Source organism: Nitrosomonas sp., from assembly GCF_024282095.1.
Classification (GTDB): Bacteria; Pseudomonadota; Gammaproteobacteria; order Burkholderiales; family Nitrosomonadaceae; genus Nitrosomonas.
Map to the genome: position 1 here is coordinate 53,169 of NZ_JAMWZS010000009.1, position 23,633 is coordinate 76,801.

The window sequence follows — 23,633 nt, forward strand, 5'->3', positions numbered from 1 at the left end:
CCGCTCTTGAAATACATGCAGAAACTTGAACATGGCGCGTAATTATCGATGATTCCAAAGATTCCTATGATACAAATGGACGATCTTTCATACGCGCCGTTCAAACCGATAAAATGCCAGCACGCCCATCAGATTCGGCAAAAAATGGACGGGGCAATTATTGTTCATCACCCGGCGCTCCAGGATACGTGCATTACATTGCTGGCACAGCGCTTCAAAATCACCCAGCGTACAGAGATGAATATTGGGTGTGTCGTACCAGTGATAAGGCAGTTCCTTTGAAATAGGCATATGACCGGAAATAACCTGCATACGGTTTTTCCAGTAGCCAAAATTGGGAAATGAAACGATGCCTTCCTTGCCGACCCGCAGCATTTCCTGAACGATACCCTCGGTGTGCCGCATGGCCTGGAGCGTCTGGGATAGAATGACATAATCGAACGAATCCGATGCAAAGCTGGACAATCCCGACTCTAAATCATTTTGAATGACGTTGATACCGTTAGCGAAGCATTTGAGCAGTTTGTCATCATCAATTTCAACGCCATAGCCGAAGACATTGCGCGTATCACGCAAATAACGCAGCAATGAACCATCGCCACAGCCTAAGTCGAGTATTTTTGCGCCGGGTTTAATCCATTCGGCAATGGCCTCAAAATCCGGGCGTAATGCGATGGGTGATGGCACTGTTGTATCATTCATGGTCAATTAATAGGCTCAACTTAGGTAGAAATATTATCCATATACGCCCGCACCAGTTGATGGTAATACGGCGTTTCCATTAAAAACGAATCATGGCCATGGCTGGAAGTGATTTCCGCATAGCTCACGTTAATTTTATTGTCCAGCAATGCTTTGACAATTTCCCGCGAGCGTTCCGGCGAGAAACGCCAATCCGACGTAAACGATAAAATCAGGTAATTCGCCTTAGCAACTTGGAAGGCTGCGCTTAGATCGCCGTCATATGCATCGGCGGGATTAAAGTAATCCAACGCCTTGGTCATCAGCAAATAGGTATTGGCATCGAACAAATCTGCAAATTTGTCACCTTGATAGCGTAGATACGATTCAATTTCAAATTCCACGTCGAAACCGAAAGACAGTTCGCTTTTACGCAGATTGCGCCCGAATTTCGCCGCCATCGAGTCGTCGGAAAGATAAGTGATATGCCCCAGCATACGCGCCAGCCGCAAGCCGCGTCTCGGCAAAGTGTCATAGGCATAATAATTGCCGCCGTAAAATTCCTGGTCGGTCATGATCGCCTGGCGGGCAACGTCATTAAACGCGATATTTTGTGCGGTCAATTTGGCAGCGGCTGCAACTACCAGTGCGTGCCGCACTTTTTCCGGATAATCCAGCGTCCATTGCATCGCTTGCATACCGCCAAGACTGCCACCCACCACCGCTGCAAATTGCTCAATCCCTAAATGCTCCGCCAACTGTGCCTGGGTTTCCACCCAATCCTCCACGGTGACTACCGGAAAGCTGGCACCGTAGTGCTTGCCGGTTTTGGTGTCGATACTGGCGGGGCCGGTAGAGCCGTGACATCCGCCCAGATTATTTACGCCAATGACAAAGAAGCGCGTGGTATCTATCGGTTTGCCAGGCCCCACCATGTTATCCCACCAGCCGTGGCTCTTTTCTGTTTCGGCATAAACACCGGCCACATGGTGATTGCCTGAAAGTGCATGACAAATCAATACCGCATTGGATCGTGCCGCATTCAACTGTCCATAAGTTTCATACACCAGGTGATAACTATCGAGCACCAATCCGCTTTTCAACTGCAACGGCTTATCGATCTGCACGTACTGAGGGGTTACAACACCCACTGATTTTGAATCTTGCATGTATATATAAAAATAATCCGAAGAAACGGTCAATTTGTGTTGACGATTATATCGCCAAAGAACCGCCACGCACTAGCAGACCGTTGAAAAACAACTAGTCATTCAATTTGGCCAGCAATGCAAGCATTTTTTCCGGGTGATCCGTTTTGATGATCTTATGGACCAGCGGAATAATATCTGGCAAGTGGCTTTTTAGCACCTGGTTTTTAACAGTCAGCAGCTGAGCCGGGTACATGGAAAATTGCTGCAGCCCCAAACCCAGCAGCAAGCGCGTAAACTGCTTGTCACCTGCCATTTCACCGCAAAGCGATACCGGCACTTTGGCACGATTGGCGCTCTGAATGATGTGCGAAACCAGCCATATGATGGCCGGATGAAACGGATCATAAAGATGCGCCACGGTATCATCAATCCGGTCAACTGCCAGGGTATATTGAATCAAGTCATTGGTGCCGATGGAGAGAAAATCCAGTTTGCGCATGAAAACATCCAGACTCAGCGCGGCCGCTGGAATCTCAATCATACCGCCTACCTTGATATGCTCGTCAAAATGAATCTTCTCATCGCGCAACGTCTTTTTTGCATAGTCAATGAGATGCAGTGTTTGATCAATTTCCGCCACATTCGACAGCATGGGTATCAAAATACGCACATCACCGTACTTGGAAGCACGCAAGATAGCGCGCAGTTGCGTATGAAACATCTTGGGTTCCGCCAGGCTCCAGCGAATCGCACGCAGCCCCAGCGCCGGATTTGCCGCAACTTGCACGGCGCCTCTAAGATTCTTGTCGGCGCCCAGATCAAATGTACGGATGGTAACCGGCTGTTTATGCATTTTGACCGCAACCGTGCGATATGCTTCAAATTGCTCATCTTCACCGGGCAGATCATCGCGGTTCATGAACAAAAACTCGCTGCGAAACAGGCCAATGCCCGTGGCACCGCTTTCTTTGACTTGCTCGATATCTTCCGGCAACTCGATATTGGCATATAAATCAATCGGCGTACCATCCAATGTCATTGCAGCAACGCTTTTAATGCGCTTTAGCTTCTTTTTCTCCAGCTCCAGCTGGCCTTGCCGCAAGCGATATTCATCCAGCACGTATTTGTCCGGATTGACGATGATAATACCCTGATTGCCATCAACAATCAGACAATCATCTTCCAGAATGAGCTGATGCGCGTGATGCAGCGCCACGATCGAAGGAATATTGAGGCTGCGCGCAACAATGGCCGTGTGCGAAGTTTGGCTGCCCAGATCGGTCAGAAAAGCGATAAATTGATGCTGTTTGTATTGCATCACATCGGCAGGACTCAGATCATGCGCAATCAGAATGCTGTCGCCGGTATGTTTCGATGCAATGGGCAAATAACCGGGATGTCCCAGCATGGCCTTGAGCACGCGTTCAACCACTTGCACCACATCGGCCTTACGTTCGCGCAAATAGGCATCTTCAATTTCTTCAAACTGTGCCAATAATACTTGCATCTGTTGCGCCAACGCCCATTCAGCATTGCAATGCGTCTGCGCAATCATGCTGCGGGCGGCTTCCGACAGGGTCGGATCATCCAGAATCATCAGATGCAAATCCAGGAATGCACTGAACTCAGCGCGTGCATGACCATCGACCACAGATTTCTGCAATGCCTCAAACTCTTTGCGCACCACGGAAAAAGCGCTGTCCAGGCGCGCAATCTCCTTATCCGCCTGATTCTTGGGAATCAGATAATGCATCACCTCCAATGCGGCAGGCGCGGCCAGATGAGCGCGCCCTATGGCAATGCCTTCAGATACCCCAATACCCTGCAGAATAAAGCTCATTCGCCTTCACCAAAATAATCTTCAACTAATGCAACCAATGCCGCCAGCGCTTCATTTTCGTCATCACCAATCGTTTCGATCTGTATGCGTGAGCCTTTATTGGCTGCCAGCGTCATAACACCCATGATGCTTTTCGCATTGACCCGACGGGAATTGCGTGTCACCCAGACTTCACATTTGAATTGACTCGCCAGCTTAGTCAGCTTTGCGGATGCACGCGCATGCAGTCCTAGTTTGTTGACAATTTCCACTTCTTTAATTTGCATGACAGAATTCCACATTAACCATTGATATGCACCACGCCATTTTGGCCACCACTGAGTCCTTTTTCGATTACAACCGACAGCGGTTCATTCCGATAGGTCAGTGCGCGCACCAACATCGGTAAATTAACACCTGCCACACATTCCACTTTACCAGGCTGTACCAATCGGCTGGCAATGTTACAGGGCGTTGCGCCACATATATCACTGAGTACCAACACGCCATCGCCGCTATCCAATTGCTTGATCAATGCATGTGCGTTGGATAACACTTCATCCGGATCATCCTGTGGAAAAACACTCAAATGCATCAATTGCGGTGGTTCTGTACCTACCACATGCGTCGCACAGCGAATCAAATGATCGCCTAAATCTTCATGTGTGAGAACTAGAATTCCAATCATATTATTTTTGTCCTACCCTGTTTTTGAAGAATCAATGTAAGAATTTTAGCATTGACGCTACTTAAATAGCGTTGAGTTGCTATGTATAAACATGAAAATATTAAAAATTGCTGCGTCGCCTATATTTAACCGACAAACTGCACAGTGAATCCCCGGCAATTTTTTGAATTAATAATCTGCAATTCAGTCACAATGCTAACAGGCTGTTGAAAAACGTTTTCAAGGTAGCCGATTCAAGGCAGAAACAGGCGAAAAAGCGCAGTTTATGCGTAATCAATGAGCATTTTTAGCCTATTCTTAACACCGTAGCGACAACGCAGATAGTTTTTCAACAACCTGCTAGAGAGTGTTCTATGAATATTCAGTGACCCAACCACATGATTATTGCAGTCGATAGAATAAGCAAATGAAAAAGAATGATCGAATCCTCGCCTTGCGCAAAGCTGCCGAAGCGATGGCGCGCGGGGATTTCACATCAGACATTCCCACCGGGGACGATGACATTGGTCATCTGGGCAAGTCACTCAAAAAATTATCATCCCATCTGCAGAAGCAATTCGATAAAAGCCAGTCTCTTTACAAGATCATGGTTGAGTGCAATTTCAATCTGCGCCTGATTGATGTACTAAACCATATTTATGAATCCTTTCAGAATCATCTACCTTATGACCGGATGAGCTTGGTCTTATTCGAACATGATAAAAGCAAGCTCAAATTGCATTGGGTGCGCGCCAATTACAACGCGCTTGAATTGAACACCGGTTATTCTCTACCCATGACGGATAGTAGTGTGCAGAAACTCCTCGATACTCATGAAATGCTGATTATTGATGATTTAAGCACATATTTGGAAGAGCTCTCAGAATCCGATCTGGCTCAAGCGGCTTTTAAAGAAGGTATTCACTCCTGCCTGGTCTGCCCTTTGATCGCTACCGGCAAATCGATTGGATTTGTTGTATTCTCCTGCCGCAAGAAAAATATCTACAAAAAGTTGCACAAGGATTTATCGCTGCAAATCGCGAGTCATCTGGCTTTAATCATTGAGAAAACTCAGTTATACAAGGGCGTGAAACTGAATAAGCAGCTCATTGCGCAAAAAAAATCATTAGAACAGCGCGTCACGCACGATGCGTTGACCGGCTTATTCAACCGACCGGCCATATTCGATATTCTGCATAAACAAATCCTGCGCGCCAAACGCGGCGGGCTCCAAATCGCGATTATCATGATTGATATTGATCACTTCAAAGCAATCAATGATAGCTGCGGTCATCTCACCGGCGACGCGGTGCTATGTGAAATTGCGGAACGCCTGACTAATTCAGCCCGCTCGCATGAATACATCGGACGCTATGGTGGTGAAGAGTTCCTGGCCATCGTCTCACCCTATGACCAGGAGGGCGCGTTAAAGGCCGCCGAAAGATTCCGTAATGCGGTAGCTTGCCAAGCAATCAGCGCCAATCAAATGCTGATCCCTGTCACGATTAGCCTGGGTGTGGCAATCAGCACTGAGCAGGACACATTGGATGAGCATCTACTCTTGCAAAAAGCGGATGAAGCGCTTTATCAAGCCAAACACAAAGGTAGAAATCGAGTGGAGCTGGCTCATATCGATAATAAAGAAGATCCCGCCGACCACAAAAATTCCGGATAACTCATTGAGAGAAATTCCTAGAAGCCTGTTAAGTGCAACAGATTCCCAGCATAAAATAAAACCGCCCGAAAATTGTTTGATCCACAATTCCCAGGCGGTCACCCTCCCTGATCTAGATTACATGAACATCCCAGTTGGTCATCGCCAGCCCGGTGCTGAGCGTAGCAAATTGCACTGCGTCATTAGCACCGTTGCCATCCGCATCATATAGCAGCGCACCGGTTCCACTGTTATAAATGATATAGTCGTTCGCATCCAACGCTTGTGTACCAATCACAAATTGGTCGACGGCTATCCTATCTGGCGTCACCATGCCTGCAAATACCGTAAATAGATCATTCTCCAACTTGATGGTGTCATCCACCACGCTAAAGTCGGTAATCGTATCAATGCGGCCTGCCGTAAGATGATCCGCTGTTTTAAACTGAAAGTAGTCCTTACCGTTACCGCCCGTTAACGTATTATTGCCTGCTGCGCCATTGAGAATATCGTTGCCCGCCCCGCCATCCAACTGATTCGCCGCGCTATTTCCAGTCAGTGTATTCACTGCCCCATTGCCTGTGGCGTTAATCGCCGCTGTGCCTGTCAAAGTAAGATTCTCAATATTGTCAGGTAGTGTATAAGTCACCGAGCTATTGACTCTATCAACCCCTTGATTGAGATTCTCAATAAGGATATCACCTACATTATCAACAGTATAACTATCGTCTCCCCCAGCACCAATCAACGTGTCCGCACCGACAGCACCATTCAGTATATTGGCTGCCGCATTTCCAGTAATCGTGTTGGCCAAGGTATTCCCTGTACCATTATTGGCCGATGTACCCGACAGTTTCAAACTCTCAACATTGTTTGGCAGCGTATAGGTCACGCTGCTATTGACGATATCATTGCCTGCATCAAGAATCTCAGTAATGATGTCACCCACATTATCAACAATATACGTATCATCACCCGCGCCACCCTTGAGCGCATCTGCACCGGCACCACCATCCAGTTGATTCGCTGCTGAGTTACCCAGCAAGATATTCGCCAGATCATTACCCACGCCATTAATGGCTGCCGTTCCGGTTAGGGTGAGATTTTCAACATTGTCTGATAGCATGTAATTAACGCTGCTGCTGACCTTATCCGTACCTCCGTCAGCATCCTCGGTGACAATGTCATTGATATTATCAACCGTATAATTGTCATTACCCAATCGACCTACTAGGGTATCCGCGCCGGTACTACCATTCAATGTATTGCTTGCTGAGTTCCCAATGATGGTGTTAGCCAGCGCATTACCTGTGCCATTGATGCTTGATGCGCCTATCAGGGTGAGATTCTCAACATTGGCTTTTATCGAGTAAGTCACACTACTAATGACTGTATCGATACCCGCATTGAGTTTCTCGGTAACGATATCACCTGCAAGATCAACAATATAATTGTCATCACCCGCTCCGCCCACTAAAGTATCTGTACCGATGCCGCCATCCAGCACGTTATTCTGCGCGTTACCTGTCAAATTATCATTGAAATCACTACCGATCAGATTATCGATGTTAGTCAACGTATCTGACCCTGCACCACCGGTATTTTGCGCAGCAGTGGTTGCCAGTGAAACTGCGACTGGGGCAGCCGCATAGGCATACGTCACGGTATCGTTGGATAATGTACCGGCAAGAATATTATTTGCACTTGTACTGACCAGCAATTGGCCTGCATCAAACGCAATCACTGCAACCGTCAAAGTGTCATCGGCAAAAAGCCCATGCGTGTCTGTCGCCGTTACTTTCAGTGTATAGGTACCACGCTCACCAAAATCAGGCGCCGCTGTAATGACACCAGTCGTTGGATTAATTTGAATCCAACCCGGCAAATCATTGCCATTAAGCTTGGCACTGTAGCTCAAAGAATCGGAGTCACTAAAAGATGCACCGGCATCGTAACTCCAGCCTGCCGTATCGTATTGTATCGCCTGATGGACTAAGGGCGTCACGAGCGTCGGCGCCTGATTAGTACCGCTAACCAATGCTGTTTGCGCGCTGGTTAAACTCTCTGCAGTACCATGACCGTCGGTGTAACTGACTTCCACGCTGATCTTCTTGCCCACGTCCGCATTTCCCAACGTGTATGTGTTATTCGTAGCACCGCCGATCGCTACATTATCACGCAACCATTGATAGCTGAATGTTCCCAGTCCATCATTATCGTCGACGGCACCAGTGTTCGCCGTCAGTACTTCATTTTCCTGCGCCGTGCCGTCGATCGTGACCGCGCCGGTCGGATCATCGTTGATATTGGCAACAAATCCGGTTTGCGCGCTGGTCAGACTCTCCAATGTGCCATGACCATCCGTGTAGCTGACTTCCACGCTGATCTTCTTGCCGACGTCCGCATCTCCCAACGTATACGTGCCGTCCGTAGCGCTGCCTATCGCGACATTATTGCGCAGCCATTGGTAACTGAATGTCCCCAACCCATCATTATCATCTCAATGGTGCTGGTGTCCGCCGTCAGAATTGCATTTTCCTGGGGCCGTGCCGTCGATCGTGACCGCGCCGGTTGGATTTATCGTTGGCATTGGCTACAAATCCGGTTTGCGCGCTGGTCAGGCTTTCTGATGTGCCATGACCGTCGGTGTAACTGACTTCCACGCTGATCTTCTTGCCAACATCGGCACCCCCTAACGTGTATGTGCTGCCGATAGCACCGCCGATCGCGACGTTATGTCCTGCAACCATTGGTAACTGAATGCTCCCAATCCGTCATTATCGTCAATGGTGCTGGTGTCCGCCGTCAATTGCATTTTCCTGCGCCGTGCCGTCTATCGTGACCGCGCCGGTCGGATTATCGTTAACGTCAACAAATCCGGTTTGCGCGCTGGTTCAGGCTCTCTCAATGTGCCGTGACCATCCGTGTAGCTGACTTCCACGCTGATCTTCTTGCCAACGTCCGCATCGCCCAGCGTATACGTGCCATCCGTGGCGCTGCCTATCGCGACATTATTACGCAACCATTGGTAACTGAATGTTCCCAGCCCATCATTGTCGTCAATGGTGCCGGTGTACCGCTGTTCAGAATTGCATTTCCCTGCACCGCACCATCGATTGTGACCGCGCGGTTGGACTATCGTTAACGTTGTCAACAAATCCGGTTTGCGCGCTGGTCAGACTCTCCAATGTGCCGTGACCATCCGTGTAGCTGACTTCCACGCTGATCTTCTTGCCGACGTCCGCATCGCCCAGCGTATACGTGCCGTCCGTGGCGCTGCCTATCGCGACATTATTGCGTAACCATTGATAACTGAATGTCCCCAGCCCATCATTATCGTCAATGGTGCTGATGTCCGCCGTCAGGATTGCATTTTCCTGGGCTGTGCCGTCTATCGTGACTGTGCCAGTCGGATTGTCGTTGACGGGTGTTACCGTAAAGCTGAATGTATCGGAAGCAGGTAACACACCATCTTCACCGCCATCTTCCAGTGAGAAGCTAAAACCGGCACTGGCTGTTTCAGAACCATCGTGGGCAAAACTTACTTTACCGTCAATTACATCCTTGGCCGTAAAAGACGTAACGGCAAAACCATCCAGTGTAACCGTACCATGGGTTTGTGATGACACCGTATAAGTCAGTCCAACACCGGCATCGTCGGGGTCCGCTTCCCCCAGATCATCCGTCGTCAGCAGGTAATCACTTCCTTCTGCAACTGTAGCCGCGAGATCGCCTGCAATTACCGGCGCATCGTTGACTGTTGTCACGGCAATTGTGTAATCGACCGCGAGGCTGTCGGATATTTCCGGGCCGGTTGTATCCGAAGCGACAACCGTTATTAACCGAGTTCCCGGAGGATTATTTGACGAGTTACTGTAATATATTGATCTGAGTACCGATTCCCAGTTAGGGTCTGATATGTCACCCGTGCCATTGCTAATGGTCAGTACACCGGTATCCGCATCATATGAGGACGTATAACCCGTCGGCAAAGATGAAACCGCAAGCAACTCCAGCGCGGAGGCACTATTCAGGGTAATTTTCAGGGTATCTACAAGACTGTCTACATCTGAAACGATAGTGGCCGAATCAAAAAGCGTCAGATTACCTTGATTTTCTGTGTAATCAATACCTACACTGTTTAAATCGATCGTAATAGACATACTTGTTCCCTTAATGTTGTGATTGAAATTCCAAAATCAAATCGTACTGACTACTGGAGAATTTGGTGAATTAGGCTAGCACGCCTTCGACTTCAAGACTGATACACACAAAACCATGCACTTCTCCTGTCTGACATTGAATATTCTCGTCTAATCCAGTCATCGACACAAGATACCTGCTAACAGGCCGCTCGCTGAAAAACAATCTGCATTGCCGCCACAACATTAACAGTAGAAAAATTTTTCTGTGAATTCCCCGGCGTGCCGGGGAATTCTCCTTGCGTTAATTAATCTTCCAATCCTTGGGTATCGACCCCACCTCTTGAAGATGTCACCGTAACTCGCGCTGGCGGAACCGGAAATAATCCAGGTAATGCCACTTCATACCGTCCAGGCGTGCCAACTTGTGGCATTGGGTAAGAATTTGCCCCTACATGCAGCGTAAGCTCAGGAATAATACCTGCCGCTGGATGTATCTTGTCGCTCGAGAAAGCCACAACCCTTAACCTTGCCAATGGCTTCGTCCAACCTACTGTATCAATCTTCACTTGATCGACGACATTGACAACTTGCACGGTGCTCATGCCGTTGGCATTTGTGGCGGTAACCGTTAATTGAGCAGGCATAGGATTGCTATTGGCCGCATTTAGCGTCGCACGTCTGAAGAATGTATTGTCACCATCGAATGCCATTGGACCATTTTGATTGGCCTGAGGTACATCGCTGAGCACAACGGTTGCATGCGGCGGTGCTTTCACCCATGAATTGATACGAGACGTCGTAACAAAGTTTACAGTAGTACGAGAGTAACTTGTGCGTACAGGATCAATTCCTGGTGGAGTGCTATTCTCGTCATAAATTTTTCCTGCTATCGAGAATAAATTAGTTTGCACAAAATTATTACCATTACCGTCTAAATCCACACCAATCGGGGCTTCGATACGGAAGTAATTAATACCGCAATGGCCGCCGACCACTTCGTGATTGACATTCGGATCACCCACATAACCAGCCGGTGCAAGCGGGGAAATGGCTGGATCCCAGGTTAAGAAAGGACCGACCTCACCGGTTAACATGGTATCAAACGGTACACCGCCGCCCGTATCACGCGTCACATTAATGGCTTTGATGCCGGCCGTTGCGACATAGACTTCCGGTTGGCAACCATTGGTTTCATTTAGCGCAGGATGCCAAATTTTATATTCGCCATCGGCAGGTATGTCGACCCGTAGACGCACACGCCCAAAGGCAAACTGATCGTTCGGCGCAGGATCTCCTTGACCATAGGCTGCCTCTAATGCCAACACTAAAATAGCGCGTCCGCCTCCAGCTACATCTAGCGTGGCATTCGCCAACCACCAGAACGCTTCTGCACCAAAACCGGTCGCTAGCGAGGTGGGATTGCCCGGTATCACTGGGTCAAAAGCACACAAACCGGTAAGGCCATCACCATCCAAGCACAACTGCAAAGTAACGCCATTGGCATCGGAAAACCATGTTGGAAAATGATTAACCGGATGCAATACCCCTTTGCCCGTCAGCGCTGACTTTGCTGATTGCATCGTCAAGCCCATCATTGCAACCACAAGAATGGCAGCAAAACCAAGTTTTCTGCTTATCGCAGAAAATTCTTTTAATTTAGTCAACTTCATGATCAATCCTCCCTTACTCTTTGATATAAATTGGTAACCTGCAAAAATTTATAACCACCTAATACTATTTCCATCTGCGTTGACCTCCTGCCATTCAGTTCCATTCCATAAAATAGCAATAATGGTTTAGAATTGATGCATGTGAAAAACATCCCTATACTCTGCTCCAGCCACATCAAGCACACAAAAATCTCACATCTCCGACTCCATCACTTCATTTCTGTTCTGCCTGTTTCAGTTCGTCGTCATACGTACGCCCTATCCTCAATGTAAAATTATCAGCCCGATAAGTAAATTAGCGTTCTGCTTATTTTCATCTAAACCTTTACTTAGTCGTCTAAAAATCCCATTTTGTCATCACGTTAGCTGTAGATTTAACGCATTGCAGCATCATGAACCATCTATCAACCGGATGCGTTTGGTTTTATTCGCATAGAATGAAAGTAGGTTTACGAGCCTGAATTGAACGCCGGCTGTTCTCTACCCATGACGGATAGTAGTGTGCAGAAACTGCTCGATACCCATGAAATGCTGATCAGAGAACCAGTGCAATGGATGGTAGATCGTCTCATCGCTGATTACATACAGTGCTTGGATTTGGAATTCGCAGACGGCCTGCTGGCAGGCTGTTGAAAACCCCTCTCCCCGTTTGCACGGGGGGAGGAGAAAGTTATCTTCAGATGAACAAGAAATCGTCGGCCCCGAGATTGCCGAGCGTCACATTGGATAGCGTGATACTTCCGACACCCACGAGATTAATTTGGACGTTAACCCCAGACTGGCTCATGTTGGATTGCAGCGCCGTGAAGTTTGCTACGGTGTTTGACGAGAAAGCGATTACATCCTGATTCCCTGCAACGTCGCCAAAGCTCTGAATGGTGTCAGCACCGAAAGCGCTTGCGAAAAAGTATGTATCGTTGTTGGTACCGCCAATCAGCGCATCGTTTCCAGCGCCACCTTCCAACCAATCATTGCCGTTGCCGCCATCAAGCGTATCATTCCCGGCGCTGCCGTAAAGTCGATCAACACCATTGCCACCTTGCAGCGAATCCGTTCCCGCATTGCCGATGAGATGATCATTGCCGTCACTACCCTGAAGTGTGTCATTGCCGGTTCCGCCGACTAGAGCATTGTCCAGGGCATTGCCACGCCAGGATGTCCCATTCGCCGCGCCCAGATAGATCAGATTCTCGAAGTTGCCGCCCAATCCGTAACTGGTGAGCGTTTGAACGTACACGGTGTCATTCCCCGCATTCGTGCCCTCGGTTACCTTATCGCCGCTGTTGTCGACAAAGTAGGTGTCGTTGCCGGCCAGACCGGTCATCGTGTCCTTACCCGCCAAACCGTTGATGATGTCATTACCGGCAGTACCGTTCAGCGTATTGTTGCCTGGAGTCGCGCCGGCCACAACATTTTCAGCCGAGTTGGTGACATTGACAATCAACGCTTCGGTGCGAACTGCTGCACCCGCATCTTTGGCTATGGTCTGAAGCGTAAAACTGTGCGACGGCAGATTAGGGTTCTCAAAATCAATCAACGCAGGATTCACCAGACTGATTTGATTGCCCGTAATGCTGAAGCGACCATCGGCGGAATCCGCCAGCCCGAATGTCACACCTGCCGCACCATTTGGCGCCGCATCGAGGTCGGTCGCACTCAGGGTCGCAACGGCATTCGATACTGGAAGCTCGGCAATGGATACTGCCGTTGTCGCGGCATTACCGTTGAAGAGGATGTCGGTCGGCGCTTCATTGACATCGTTGACGGCAACCGTCACGGATTCTGCAAAGGTGCCGCCATGCCCATCGCTGGACGTTACATTCAACAGATAGGAAGTTACCCCACTTTCAAAGTTCAGCAGCGCGCCATTCTGCACCCGGATCTGATTCCCAACGATCTGGAATGCGCCACCGAAGTCATTAGCGAGCGAGTAGGTGAAGGTATCGTTGGTGGCCACTGCCGTATTGTCAGGATCCGTGGTCGACAATGTTGAAACCACCGTACCGCTTGCCGCGTTTTCGTTGACCGACGTTCCTCCCGTAAATACGATGTCGGTCGGCGCGTCATTGACATTTGTGACCGTGACATTAACGTTCGCAGTGGAGAATTGTCCCGCACCATTTTGTATCGTGTAGTTGAAGGCGACCGGGCCAAAATAATCCGCGCTCGGCGTAAAGATCAAATGATCCGTGCCCGTCACGGCATTGGTCAGAAGCACGCTACCATGCGCTACGGCAACCGCCGCTCCGCCATTCACGATCGCTGCCCCATTGATGGCAGTGATGTGAGCGGTGTCAACATTGGCATCATTGGCAAGCACATTGATTGTGTCCGCAGTATCCTCCACGATCGTAGCCGTATCGTCTGTTGCGACCGGCCCCGGTATCAGGAATGCCGCCGTAACCGTTCCAATATCATCAAATGTGAAGAACTCGACATTCCTCACCGTCTGGGTCAATTGCGGCGACACACCATCTGCAGGCTTCACGAACGTGTAGGTTTGCGTGGCGCCATCGAAGCTGATGAGCAGGTCCGCTCGATTGACATGCATCACCATGCGATCAGAAAGTCCCCCCGCACCATCCACCGTGTTGTTGCCGCCGCCCGCATCGATCACGTTATTGCCGCCATTGCCGATGATCAAGTCGTCGCCAATACCGCCGGTCGCATTCTCGATATTAGTGGAGAACTGGAAGATCTGACCACCCGCGCCATCATCGACAACGTTCCCGATGACATCTTCGAGGATGAAGCTGCCGTTGAGATCGCGGTCACTTTCAACCACGCCGGTTGCAAGATTGATTTTAAAGTCGCCGAATTCACCTTGCATCGTGATCGTATCGATTCCATCACCGCCGGAAATCATATCGGCGCCAGGATTATTGGCCGCAAACGCGGAAATTTGTGCGGCGGTCAGACCCGTGTTCGATAGTCCGCTCGCATTGGTATTCGCTTCCGTAAGCGCCGCAGCAAGACCATCGTCAAGCAAACGGTTGATCTGCGGATCGGCTGGACCGCTGCCGCTGCCAGCCAGCAAGTCGTCACCGCCACCACCGATCAGAACATCCTGTCCGGAACCACCAATGATCGTGTCATTTCCCAAACCGCCATCGCCGATGTCAGCACCGGTTCCGAGCGTAATCAGATCATTGCCAAGGCCGCCATGCAGCTCGTCGTTCAAGGCGCGACCATCCATCGAGTCATCGCCCACCGTACCGACCGCCACATCGCGCAGTGCGCCGTTGCGTGGACCGATGATTGGCACGCCCGGTTCACGCGTGTCCAGATAGGAAGCACCGACATCACCGACGGCATTCTGATAACCGACCAAAATGCGGCCATCGTCAAGCCCGGCGGCAGAATGCAACGTATGGTTTTCTGCGGCAACATTGGCCGGATCATCGATCGTAATGCCGGTACCGACCGGATTACCCGCCATATCATACCGCTGGCCGAGGATGTTGCCTGCGCTTTCCCAGGACAGGAAATAACCGTCTTCCAAACCACCGGGGGTAACACCGGTCGGGGATACCTGGAATAGTGTGGCGGGATCCAGATTATTCTGCAGTGTCAATACCGGCGAAGGAATCCAATTGGTTCCGGCGCCCGTGTAGACGATGGCTTTGACTGCCATCGTATCCGCGCTGCCGGTATCTGCCCAGAAAACCCCGAATGAACCATTCTGCTGCGGCACGATATATTGCGTCTGACCCGGATTAAGAACATGGCCGAGTGTGGCGGGGAAAGGTACTGCCAACTCACTATAGGTGGTGTGGCCGGTCACCTGAACATCCACGCCGCCCAAGCCGCCCGTTTCACGGTCGGCGTTTTGGTCGACATGCGGAACAAAGATGCGCAGTTGAACATTTTCGCTTTGATCGATGTAAGTAACGACCAATTGTCCATCATGCAAGGTGCCGATGGACAGATCACGACCTTTGATCGGCGTGTGATCCGCGTCCGTTCCGACCACTGGATCCGACGCCGAGAACAGGCCTGCATTAGTGAGAACGATGGACTGACTATCATCGGCTGTGCCGCGCAGGCCATCCAATCCGATCGAAATCGGCGCCGTTTCCGAGCCCTTGCTTAAATCAGCCGAAGGGATGAAATTGCCGGCAGCATCGGTCGCCAGTTGTCCTTGCCCAGCCGCGTCAAGAATCGGCAGTCCCGCACCATTGACCAGGATATCGTAAACCGGTATTTCGTAACGGGCCAGCATCAAATCACCGTAAGCATCCTCAGCATTGGTCTTGAGCACATAACCGGCGTGGAAGCCAAACTCGAGTGTGCCATTGGCAGTGTTAACGATTTCATAACCCTGAACAGTCGGATCGACTGCAACGCCCGCACCGTCCGAACCGACCACAACCGCTTCATTACCGGTGACGCCGGCTCCTGGCACGCCACCACCGCCCAGTACGACATGCGTATTGGTACTGGCGGAACGCAGATGAATGGAAGTATCGGTTGAATCGTTGCCGCTCACATCGGTGGATTGCCATACCGCGGTGAGTCCCAGACCCGCTGTCATACCGACATCGATATCGGCCACGGTGTTGTCGCTATACAATCCGCCGGCACCGCCATCAGTCAATGGCGTCGGCGCATCCAAGAAGATAGCATCCGCAACGCCCGTGGTATCGTGGCTCACGGCCCAGACTTGATTGCCACCCCCCGAAATCCATGATAATGCCGCCCCGGTCTGAAGATTGGTCACCGCAATTCCCGATTGCACCCCGGCGCTGGCGTCGATCGAGATTTCCTTGAACGGCGTGGTATCCGTCAAGCTCCAATTAACCGGCGTGCCGTTGTAGCCGGGCGGAAGCGGCGGCGGCGTGCCGGGTGCGGTCAATGCCACATCCGTAAACGTGGGACTCGCCGCAGCCCAGTTCGCCGGCACAGTTCCACCCACTTGCGACAGATTGAGAAAACGGAGTGTTTCGATGTCAAAAATATTGTCTATGCCATCGTGCATCAACGGATTGCCTGCTGCGTCCGCTGTGGGTCGCAGATCGATAATTTCGTAGCTGCCATCGCCATTGACAGTCACCGAATAATCCTGCAAGCGGCCCGTATAGACGGAAACATCATGGCCTTCGCCGCCGAAAATCTGTTCAGGAATCCCGGCTGCACCGCGCAATCCCGGGCCACCCATGATCACGTCATCACCCATTGCGCCCCAAATATCATCGGTACGGCCATCGAAATCCTGGATGTCACCGCGAATCGTGTCGTCGCCGACTGTCCCGACGAGAACATCACGCCGCGCCTGCGGCAATCCCAAGCGCAGAAAATCACCTTCAATGTTCTGACCGGGTGCGCGCGTATCGATCACGCGTGCGGCGATGTCGTCACCGTCGGTATACGTATTATTGGTATCGTGATAAACCGAAATAAACCGATCACCGAGCAATCCTGCGATGCTGTTCTGATCCTGATCGCCTTCGGTGCCGGCATTGACCGTGATCGCATTGCCTTCCGGAATCATCGATATCACCTGTCCAGTGACCGGATCCAAAGCCACGGCGATGTGGCGCGCCATGACATCGGCGCCATCGCCTGCGCTGGTTTGTTTCCATGTGACCACCAAGTCTGCGCTGTTTTCACCACTGAGACCGGAAAGATTGAAATCGAGTGTCGAGACATCGATGCCGAACGGCAAGTTTTGCAACACAAATGGGGCAGGGGCTGCAAAACCGAATCCTTCGCCGTTCAATCCGGCGCCGGTCGGTGCATACATTGTGCCGACAATCTGGTAGCCGGCCGCGGCCGTGCCCGTGACCCACGCGACACCAAAGTTCACCGCCCCTGCTGAAACGATGTGCGCGCTAGTACCTGCTGCCACGGGAAAACCCGCGGAGATATTATTGAATCCGGGAATAGTAACAACCTGTCCCAGATCGTCGTAAACACGACCGGCGACACGTTCGCCACCCGCACCATCCTGTTCGATCCAGATCACGCCGGTTTCAAAACCGTGCAGCGCAGCGGTCGAAGGATTGCGGCCTGAGGCTGCCAACTGAACAGCTGCATCGCTGCCCAAACCTGCTATACCGTCGACGCCACCGCGAGCGGGCGCGCCCGGATTACCCAGCGGATCCAGCGGCACTTCGTAGCGCTGCAACATAATACGACCATAATTCGGATCGCCGCCACCGCCAGTATCGGTCGATACCCATGCAACGTTATAGCCTTCGTTCATGCCGGTGGGAAGAACCGAACCACCCACGGGGCTCTGCAGCGTGCGATCGAGAAACGAACCGGAAAGTGCCGCATCGTGCTGATCCACATTGGCACCTTCGGCAAGAACGGTCAGTTCCGGACCGGTCAACGTGCCAGGCCCGACAAAATTGGTGCGAATCTCCCGCGTGGTATCGGAGGCGTCATCACGTTGCTCCCATGCCGTCCCCCAACCAGAATTTGCGCCGCCCGATGTCAGCACCGGATTTGTTTCAACGCCGATGCCATCGCTGATATCGATGGCATTGGGAATAAAAGCGTCAGGCGCCAGCACCACATCGTAAAACTGGCCGCGGATATGCGTGTTGCCGTCTGCTCCCGGCGTTTCCCAAGCCACGCCAACAAACTCGCCGACACTATCCGCAACAAATGGATGAGTCTGAGCGCCGACGCGCACGCCAGGCGCACTGTTGACGATGAAGCCATCGACATCCGGTGTGCCCGCCGGGTTGGGTGCCAGATCTGCATCAGCATCTGTCATACCCCATGCCGCAGGGGTCACGCCGGGACCGGTCGGTATGAAGCTCGATGCCAGAACATCCACACCCGCTACACCACCAAAACGGAAGAACTCGACACCTTTGACCGTATCGGTTCCATCTGGCGAGCCGGCGCGATTGTCTGTTACCGTGAACAGCGCGCCGCCCAGATGCGTCACGGTGTAGTCGGTTTGTGCACCGGAAAATACCGCAACGTCACCGGCCACTGCACCGTTAGCGCCGCCGTCGATGATGTCATTGCCTGCTCCGCCGACGATAAGGTCGTCGCCCAGCGCGCCATATAGCAGATCGTTATCGTCCAATCCACGAATTGTGTCGTCACCGACGGTGCCAACCAGCACATCCGGAACAGTACGTGTCAGTGTGTCGGTACCGATAATAATGAGTCCGAGGTTACGCGCATCCAGGATGTGCGCCGAAATGTTGCTGTCGCCAGCGGATGTGTCGCGGAAAACAGTGACGATACGGTCGCCAGCCAGCGCCGCAGCGCCTGTTTGATCTTGATCTCCAACCGTGATGCCATTCACCAGCGTAACGATACCGTCACCAGCGCCGCCCGCATTGAAGGACTGGGAATACAGATCCTTATTCCCGCTGCCGTCGATTGCACCGACTGTGATCGCAAAACCACCGGTGTCTATCAACGCGCCAAGCGAGAATTCACCGGTAAATGTCGAACCGGCGGGCAGATTCGCGGCGTTGAAGAGTTGGATGACATTGCTCGCTGCAAACGTATTCGGCGTTGCGCCAGCCACAAAAACACGACCGGAAATGCCCGTTGACGTAGCCCATGCCACGATGAATTCCCCGCCATCGGAAACGACCTGAACTTTTCCGATCTCAGTCGTTGTGCCCAGATTGTCGAGATTGATGCCGCCTAAAATTGCGCCACTCGCTGTGGTGATGGCGGTACCATTGGCGGTAAAGAAGTTGGCATGCACGACATCCGCAGCATCAACCCAAGCGACGACCGAATCGCCACTCAAGTGTGCATCGGAAGCAACGACAACATCACGACCGATCGCGGCAATGCTAACCGGCGCATCGGAAGCGCCACCAACCGCGCCATCCAACCCGGTAGCGACCGGCGGTCCCGCCGGGTCTTTTTTCGCATCCAGCGGTACGGCGTAGCGCTGCAACATCACTTCACCATAACCTGCCTGAATCTGCGCAGCCGTCAACGGCGATGTGACGCTGGTATCTGTTTGGATCCAAGCAACATTCAACCCATCGACGGTGGATATCGGACGAAACGTTGCATCCACCGCCGTGTAACCGGACATCGCCACGTCATGAACGACGAGACCGGTATTTCCTGAGGAAACGTTGATGACGCCACCCACCGGCGCACTCAAACCGATATAGCGCAAATTGATTGCAGTCGTACCGTCGGCAGCGATTTCTTGCCATGTCACCCCGTAGCCGATGCCGGCACCGCCAGCTGACATGCTGGTTTGCCCGTAACTCGCACCAGGTGCGCCGCTGCTGAGCGTAAAACCTCCCAGTGCGGGATCCGGCTCGCCGATCACATCAAAAAATCGCACTTCGATGCCCGCTGCCGATGCCCAGGCAACACCGAAAGAACCGCCCGCACTATCCGCAACCGCCGGATCGAACTGATCACCCGCATCCGCGTTTATTGAAATTCCATTCAGATTATTCTGACCCCACGTTGTTGTAGCCATGACTTATCCCTCTCTATCTCGTGTCCATGCCGTTAAAAATGCGGCACGGGTATTATTTTTTACTGAATGATCTTTGTCCGTTCCGCCATGCAGCGGCTAAGTCGGCCTTGAATCACGATCATTCCCATGAATTTATTTTTTCTATCGATCAGCGCAGCACTGGAATCATTGCAAACATGCACTGCCTGCATTGAAATCTGCCGGTCGATCGGTAGCGCAATCAGTCTTCTCCAGCCGCAGGTAATACGCGATGGAACTCTCTTTAATGTTTCATTGTTAACAGCTTCGCAATGCCTCACTGCACTGGAGTACGTCGGATAATAGAAACAGCAAACTGTAAAAAATACTATTACCCAACGCACTCATTTGGTTTAAAACCCCCCATCACTACCAAGTCGCTGGAAAACTATCTGCGTTGCCGCTAGCTTACTTTCTCAACTTCATGAACCGGCCTCGCGCCATTCGGTTCCATCCAGTAAAAATATTGCGCCATGGCTTTGGGGTTAGCTAACGCCGGGCATGTTCCCCATCGCTCTAAAGGTTCGATGCCGTACTTGACCACACCAATGTGCTCTGTTTTATTCCGGTCTCGCTCAGGATCGGAATAGTAGAAACCTAAGCGTCTGCGCAACAATTCAATATCAGCTTTGGTTCCAGTCAGAAACTTCCAGCCCGGACCGACATCAAAATTTTCCGCATACGCTTTCAACATCGCCAGCGTGTCGTGTTCAGGTTCCAGCGTGATCGAATACATGAAAATGTCACGCCCTACCCTGCCACCAAACTCATTTTCCAGCCGCTTCAGATTCGCCGTCATGCCCGGACAGATATCTCCGCAGCGGGCATACATGAAGTTGATGAATACAGCTTTGTCTTTGACGAGATCATCATAGAAGCGCACTTCCTTACCCTCGTGCGTGAGCAGTGTCATGTTCGGAAAACGATCCTTGCGACGCTGCTCGGCCGTATTTTGCGGTTTCGCTGTTGAAGTGTTCTGCGGCGTATTGGCCCCCAATGAAACAGCACTGAAACCTAAAGTTGCCAGTCCAACAGAGGCACCTGCCATATGTTTGATAAATTCTCTCTTGTTCATGGAAATATTCTCCTGTGTCATGGCTGAATTACTTACCGGCATCCGGGTCAGTCGGTGGAACAACTTTCCAGCGCACCATCATCGCGTGATCTTCGTGCACCACATTGTGACAATGCATCGGGTAATCGCCATACCAGTCCCTAAACTGCAGGTACAACTGCACTTCACCTGAACCGGTTGTTCCAACCGCTGCCTGGCCGATACGCACCACATCCTTACGCGATTTATCCTCGATACTCAGGTTGCTCGCCTTACCGTTGCGGCTCACTATTTGAAACTCTTCAAAGTGGATATGAATGGGATGAGACCAGCCGCCACCGGATTTCAAAGTCCAGAGCTCGGCTGTTCCTTCCACCGGATACGCGCTGATGACACTCGGATCAAACAACTGTTCATTGACCGTCCAGGCGCCGTTAAGACTGCCGAAGCTGAATGTACGCTTTTTAACAGCTGCGTTATTGGCCATTACCGGCATCGGCACCATAGTCTGGGTTTGCAGTGTTGTCATGTCTGCACTGTCATCCACCACAGCTTCGTTGGTCACGATGAATTTAAGTAACCTGGTTTTGCCACTGGAAGCCAGGATCTTACCGGTCGGCCCTTGTCCGTTGATCTGCTCCAAACGATTCTCAAGATAAATTTCCGTACCCGGTGCGTATTGACTAAAATCGATAATTACATCCGCGCGCTCGGCGACGCCCATACGGATGCTGGGTACGATTTGCGCTTTCGGTAGCAAGTTGCCACAGTTGGCGATACGGGTAAATTTGCTGCCGTTGCTTAGAAATACTTCGATAAACCGGGAAGGTCCGCCATTCAGAAAGCGAATACGATATTTGCGCTTCTTAACGTAAAGCTTCGGTTTGATCTTGAAATTGACCGTTTGTTGATCACCGAGAAAACCTTCGGTCATGAACGGATCCCAGAACATTTGCCCGGTAGTGTCGAAGGATTTGTCGGTAATCAGCATGGGGATATCGAATTCGCCACTGGGCAAACGTAATCCGGTGGTTTCATCATCCGTATCGAGCTTGATGTCGTCACTAAACAGCGTATAAAAAGACGCCAAGCCTTTGTAGACATTCTGCGCGGTAAAATCGAAGCGATGATCGTGGAACCACAGCGAGCTTTGTGTTTCCTGCCAGTCTCCGGGACACCACAAGCCATTGCGTGTAGTTCCGCTTTTATGTGTGCTGGCAAAACCGGCGCGTATATTGGGGTACCAGTGATCCCACCAGGTTCCGCTATCGTAAAAGCGTGTCGGTCCCCCATCGGAAGTATGGGGATTATGCGCATTGTGCAAATGCGGTGAAATCTGGTTGATACCGAACCCTTGATTATCGTTGCCATTCTTGGGTAACCCATTGTACATCCGCATGATAATGGGTTGTTGATATTGCGCTTTGATGCGCAGCACACCGACGGCATCACTGTTTAAATCGGTATAAGTCCACACCTTGGAGTTGAAGCCAGGATACTCGGCGCTGGAATAAAAATTCCAGTCGATCTCTTTGGCCATCAATTCATAGCGGGCGGTGATTGCTGCGTTACCGCCCAATTCATTCCAGCGCTGATGCGGCTCGGTACGCGCTTCTTGAAAGTCGTAATAGTCATTCATTCCTGGATGCCAGCGATTCTGCTTATCCTTGCAACCACCTTCATCGGCTTCCGGTCCTGCGAAAGCACCGACAGGCGCACAAGTCTTTGGAATCGGTAGCAGATCGGTCCACGGTTGGTTACACGGCGGGCTAATGTGAATATTGGAAGCAGCCGCGACTGCCAAATTAGGAAAAAATGCATTACCGCCTACCGACACCAGACCGCCTGCGCTAGCAGTCAATCCCAGTTTAAGCAGATCTCTGCGGCTCAGCTTGGCCGCGACGATATCTCTGACTTCCTGCATGTATCTGGCAACTGCTTTTTCTTGCCGGCCAGAATTTGTTGATGCTATGATCTTTTTGCTCATCACTCATGCCCTCCTTCACTCAGTTAAAACAATGCCCCACCCTGCTGTTCACAACATGTTTTGTTTCTCGAAATACCTGTTGTAAACAACTTTTTAAGGCGATCAATTGCCTCGGATTGTTGTTATCGTTCCGTATAGAATGAAGAGTTTGAGTATAAGCATCTGATTTATTGAATATTGCATTCAATGAAATCAGTGTCTATTTGGTATGAGCTTTCTAGTTATTTTGTTGTTTCTATACTGCTTGCTTTGTTGCGAATTCCTCCGCCACTCAGCAAGATTGGCTAGATACTATGCTCACGGGCATGCAAAATAAATTAGCTTTCTACTTATTTTCATCTAAGTAATTCCTTAAAAAC

Annotated in this window: 16 protein-coding genes; 2 read left to right on the forward strand and 14 right to left on the reverse strand. The window is 50.9% G+C overall.

Going from position 1 to position 23,633, the window contains the following annotated elements; all coding sequences use genetic code 11:
- Positions 1–87 precede the first annotated feature (87 nt).
- From metW to Q0K92_RS04395, 5 genes are all read right to left on the reverse strand, one after another.
- Positions 88–702 carry a methionine biosynthesis protein MetW gene (metW, locus tag Q0K92_RS04375; RefSeq protein WP_297324584.1) on the reverse strand — a complete coding sequence of 205 codons (615 nt, stop codon included), beginning with the start codon at positions 700–702 and terminating at the stop codon, positions 88–90.
- Positions 703–722: 20 nt separating this feature from the next.
- The gene (locus Q0K92_RS04380; RefSeq protein WP_297324585.1) at positions 723–1,850 is read right to left on the reverse strand and encodes a homoserine O-acetyltransferase; all 1,128 of its coding nucleotides are present in this window, start codon (positions 1,848–1,850) and stop codon (positions 723–725) included.
- Between the two features lie 94 nt (positions 1,851–1,944).
- Positions 1,945–3,672, reverse strand: a complete 1,728-nt coding sequence (gene ptsP / locus Q0K92_RS04385; RefSeq protein ID WP_297324586.1) for a phosphoenolpyruvate--protein phosphotransferase — start codon at positions 3,670–3,672, stop codon at positions 1,945–1,947.
- The gene (locus tag Q0K92_RS04390) at positions 3,669–3,938 is read right to left on the reverse strand and encodes an HPr family phosphocarrier protein (RefSeq protein WP_297324587.1); all 270 of its coding nucleotides are present in this window, start codon (positions 3,936–3,938) and stop codon (positions 3,669–3,671) included. Before Q0K92_RS04390 ends, ptsP begins: the two co-directional genes overlap by 4 nt.
- A gap of 14 nt (positions 3,939–3,952) precedes the next feature.
- Positions 3,953–4,339, reverse strand: a complete 387-nt coding sequence (locus Q0K92_RS04395) for a PTS fructose transporter subunit IIA (RefSeq protein WP_297324588.1) — start codon at positions 4,337–4,339, stop codon at positions 3,953–3,955.
- 406 nt (positions 4,340–4,745) lie between these two features.
- On the opposite strand from Q0K92_RS04395, the gene Q0K92_RS04400 reads away from it, so the two are divergent.
- Positions 4,746–5,993, forward strand: a complete 1,248-nt coding sequence (locus Q0K92_RS04400) for a diguanylate cyclase (protein ID WP_297324589.1) — start codon at positions 4,746–4,748, stop codon at positions 5,991–5,993.
- Between the two features lie 112 nt (positions 5,994–6,105).
- On the opposite strand, the gene Q0K92_RS04405 is transcribed toward Q0K92_RS04400, so the two are convergent.
- From Q0K92_RS04405 to Q0K92_RS04425, 5 genes are all read right to left on the reverse strand, one after another.
- The gene (locus Q0K92_RS04405) at positions 6,106–8,457 is read right to left on the reverse strand and encodes a putative Ig domain-containing protein (protein WP_297324590.1); all 2,352 of its coding nucleotides are present in this window, start codon (positions 8,455–8,457) and stop codon (positions 6,106–6,108) included.
- A gap of 37 nt (positions 8,458–8,494) precedes the next feature.
- Positions 8,495–8,722, reverse strand: a complete 228-nt coding sequence (locus Q0K92_RS04410; protein ID WP_297324591.1) for a hypothetical protein — start codon at positions 8,720–8,722, stop codon at positions 8,495–8,497.
- Between the two features lie 83 nt (positions 8,723–8,805).
- Positions 8,806–9,129 carry a hypothetical protein gene (locus tag Q0K92_RS04415; protein WP_297324592.1) on the reverse strand — a complete coding sequence of 108 codons (324 nt, stop codon included), beginning with the start codon at positions 9,127–9,129 and terminating at the stop codon, positions 8,806–8,808.
- Complete coding sequence (locus Q0K92_RS04420) at positions 9,056–10,135, reverse strand: cadherin-like domain-containing protein (protein ID WP_297324593.1); 1,080 nt, start codon at positions 10,133–10,135, stop codon at positions 9,056–9,058. Before Q0K92_RS04420 ends, Q0K92_RS04415 begins: the two co-directional genes overlap by 74 nt.
- A gap of 287 nt (positions 10,136–10,422) precedes the next feature.
- Positions 10,423–11,787 carry a hypothetical protein gene (locus tag Q0K92_RS04425; protein WP_297324594.1) on the reverse strand — a complete coding sequence of 455 codons (1,365 nt, stop codon included), beginning with the start codon at positions 11,785–11,787 and terminating at the stop codon, positions 10,423–10,425.
- 462 nt (positions 11,788–12,249) lie between these two features.
- On the opposite strand from Q0K92_RS04425, the gene Q0K92_RS04430 reads away from it, so the two are divergent.
- On the forward strand, positions 12,250–12,420 hold the full coding sequence (locus tag Q0K92_RS04430) for a hypothetical protein (protein WP_297324595.1): 171 nt from the start codon (positions 12,250–12,252) through the stop codon (positions 12,418–12,420).
- Between the two features lie 43 nt (positions 12,421–12,463).
- On the opposite strand, the gene Q0K92_RS04435 is transcribed toward Q0K92_RS04430, so the two are convergent.
- The 4 genes from Q0K92_RS04435 to Q0K92_RS04450 all read right to left on the reverse strand — a co-directional run bounded on the left by Q0K92_RS04435 (position 12,464) and on the right by Q0K92_RS04450 (position 23,274).
- Positions 12,464–20,215 carry a cadherin-like domain-containing protein gene (locus tag Q0K92_RS04435; protein WP_297324596.1) on the reverse strand — a complete coding sequence of 2,584 codons (7,752 nt, stop codon included), beginning with the start codon at positions 20,213–20,215 and terminating at the stop codon, positions 12,464–12,466.
- A 59-nt stretch (positions 20,216–20,274) separates the two neighbouring features.
- Positions 20,275–20,514, reverse strand: a complete 240-nt coding sequence (locus Q0K92_RS04440) for a hypothetical protein (RefSeq protein ID WP_297324597.1) — start codon at positions 20,512–20,514, stop codon at positions 20,275–20,277.
- Positions 20,515–20,636: 122 nt separating this feature from the next.
- Positions 20,637–21,308: an SCO family protein gene (locus Q0K92_RS04445; protein ID WP_297324598.1), complete on the reverse strand. Its 672-nt coding sequence runs from the start codon at positions 21,306–21,308 to the stop codon at positions 20,637–20,639.
- Positions 21,309–21,336: 28 nt separating this feature from the next.
- Positions 21,337–23,274: a multicopper oxidase domain-containing protein gene (locus Q0K92_RS04450; RefSeq protein WP_297324599.1), complete on the reverse strand. Its 1,938-nt coding sequence runs from the start codon at positions 23,272–23,274 to the stop codon at positions 21,337–21,339.
- Positions 23,275–23,633 lie beyond the last annotated feature (359 nt).

Bases quoted from the DNA above. Each gene is read 5' to 3' on its own strand.
- metW (WP_297324584.1), bottom strand. From the start codon at position 702: ATGAATGATACAACAGTGCCATCACCCATCGCATTACGCCCGGATTTT.
- Q0K92_RS04380 (WP_297324585.1), bottom strand. From the start codon at position 1,850: ATGCAAGATTCAAAATCAGTGGGTGTTGTAACCCCTCAGTACGTGCAG.
- ptsP (WP_297324586.1), bottom strand. From the start codon at position 3,672: ATGAGCTTTATTCTGCAGGGTATTGGGGTATCTGAAGGCATTGCCATA.
- Q0K92_RS04390 (WP_297324587.1), bottom strand. From the start codon at position 3,938: ATGCAAATTAAAGAAGTGGAAATTGTCAACAAACTAGGACTGCATGCG.
- Q0K92_RS04395 (WP_297324588.1), bottom strand. From the start codon at position 4,339: ATGATTGGAATTCTAGTTCTCACACATGAAGATTTAGGCGATCATTTG.
- Q0K92_RS04400 (WP_297324589.1), top strand. From the start codon at position 4,746: ATGAAAAAGAATGATCGAATCCTCGCCTTGCGCAAAGCTGCCGAAGCG.
- Q0K92_RS04410 (WP_297324591.1), bottom strand. From the start codon at position 8,722: ATGGTTGCAGGACATAACGTCGCGATCGGCGGTGCTATCGGCAGCACA.
- Q0K92_RS04420 (WP_297324593.1), bottom strand. From the start codon at position 10,135: ATGTCTATTACGATCGATTTAAACAGTGTAGGTATTGATTACACAGAA.
- Q0K92_RS04425 (WP_297324594.1), bottom strand. From the start codon at position 11,787: ATGAAGTTGACTAAATTAAAAGAATTTTCTGCGATAAGCAGAAAACTT.
- Q0K92_RS04435 (WP_297324596.1), bottom strand. From the start codon at position 20,215: ATGGCTACAACAACGTGGGGTCAGAATAATCTGAATGGAATTTCAATA.
- Q0K92_RS04445 (WP_297324598.1), bottom strand. From the start codon at position 21,308: ATGAACAAGAGAGAATTTATCAAACATATGGCAGGTGCCTCTGTTGGA.
- Q0K92_RS04450 (WP_297324599.1), bottom strand. From the start codon at position 23,274: ATGAGCAAAAAGATCATAGCATCAACAAATTCTGGCCGGCAAGAAAAA.